Origin of the sequence: Mesorhizobium sp. M1322 (assembly GCF_040318085.1) — a bacterium.
Taxonomy (GTDB): Bacteria; Pseudomonadota; Alphaproteobacteria; order Rhizobiales; family Rhizobiaceae; genus Mesorhizobium.
The window spans coordinates 1-1,736 of the sequence record NZ_JAMYLP010000198.1 but is presented as its reverse complement, the minus strand read 5'-3'; the positions used below and the strand labels follow the sequence as shown (position 1 = coordinate 1,736).

1 protein-coding gene and 1 pseudogene are annotated in these 1,736 nt (G+C 63.4%); both read right to left on the bottom strand.

Features of this window, described 5'->3' with window-relative positions; all coding sequences use genetic code 11:
- A pseudogene (locus tag NKH12_RS30350) lies at window positions 1–95 on the bottom strand (IS630 family transposase); the annotation flags it as partial.
- A gap of 175 nt (window positions 96–270) precedes the next feature.
- Complete coding sequence (locus tag NKH12_RS30345; RefSeq protein ID WP_352956470.1) at window positions 271–1,401, bottom strand: site-2 protease family protein; 1,131 nt, start codon at window positions 1,399–1,401, stop codon at window positions 271–273.
- Window positions 1,402–1,736: the final 335 nt, after the last annotated feature.

Genomic DNA, 1,736 nt, shown 5'->3' with positions numbered 1-1,736 from the left:
ACGCCGAACCGCGCCGCCGCTTGCCGCGCCGACATCCCCTCGTCCGAAGCCTTCAAAACCCGCGATCGAAGATCCCCGCTCAATGCTCTTCCCATTGTCCACCTCCATCGAGGTGGATGTTGAATCAGCACAAGACGCAGCTGTCACATCACAATCGATTCATCGACCACAGGACGTGCTCTAGGCTAATGGCGCAATTATTCTCCGCCTCGGCTCGCGCCCGTACCATTTAGAGCGCTCGATCCGGCGGTAGAAAGAATATCGCCGTGCTCAGATCCGTGTGAGTCGTGGTTTGCCACCACGCAAACGACCAAATCGGAAGGCATCTGAAACCGCCGAGCGGACCATAAGCATCTCGCCTATGGTTTCGTGTGTCATGAGCCCGACCAGCCGGTCGGCATTGTCCACGACGGCTACGGCAGGCACATCTGCCTGCTGCATGAGCCGCAGGCTTTCCTCGAGACTTCTGCGATAATGTATTTTCGGGATATCGCTCCGCATTGCGCTCGCGACCGGTTCGGCAGGCCCCTTTTCCTTCAATGTCCGGATCATGTCGTTGCGTGTCACCAATCCTTCAAGATGGCCGCTGGAGTCGATGACCGGGAAGTCGTGCTGCGTCGTCGCGAGCAGCATCTCGATTGCCTCGTCGAGCGTCGCCGACCGTTCCAGCCGGGCGAACTCGGTGATCATCACATCCGCGACCAAGACGCTTGTGGCAACCTCGCGGATCTGTGCGTTCTGCGCCTCAGCTGCCGCGGCGAGATAGACGAAGATGCCGATGAAGATCAGCAGCGGATTGTAGAACAGCCCAACGAAACCGAAGACGAAGGCCAATCCTTGCCCGATCGTGGCGGCGATCTGGGTCGCGCGCGACCAGGAGAGGCGGGCGGCGAGGGCGGCGCGCAGGATACGGCCGCCATCCATCGGGAAGGCCGGGATCATGTTGAAAAGAACCAGGAAGACATTGACCCCGGCAAGCCTGGCGAGAAAATTCATACGCGGATCCTCGATCCCGGCCATCTGATCGACGCCCGCCGACCCGCCGAGCAAGACGAAGATCAGCGCGGCGATCGCGACATTGACCAGCGGCCCCGCGACCGCGATCACGAACTCCTGCCCCGGCTCTTCGGGCATGCGTTCCAGCCTGGCCACGCCGCCGATTGGGAAAAGCGTGATGTCCGGCGTGCCGATTCCGAAATACCGTGCGGCGGCGATGTGACCGAACTCATGCAGGACCACGCAGCCAAAGACGGCAATGATGAAGGCGACGCCTTCCCAGGCCGCGGGCGTGCCGCCGATCTGATAGTGCGTCAGCCAAATCCATACTAGCAGAAGCAGGAAGGTAAAGTGGACGCGCACGGTGGTGCCGGCGATCGTCCCGAGGTTCAGCGACCAACCCAAATCCGTCCACTCCGAGAGGCCCCACCTTCACCATGGGCTTTGGCAGGACGTTTGCAATCGTCCGAGTACATCAGGCTCAAGCTCATCGTCTGCGACGAGGACCACCCGGCTGGGAAATACCCTGCCTTGGTGTCGCACGGTCCCGCCGCAAAAAGAGTTTATCACGACATGACATCCCGGTGAACGTCTTGCGCCGTCGATGCGACCGCGTCTGCACGATGCCGCCTGGGGGGGGGGGGGGGGGGGGGGGGGGGGGGGGGGGGGCGGGGGGGGCGGGGGGGGGGGGGGGGGGGGGGGGGGGGGGGGCGGGGAGCCGGCGCCGGGCGCGCGCGCGG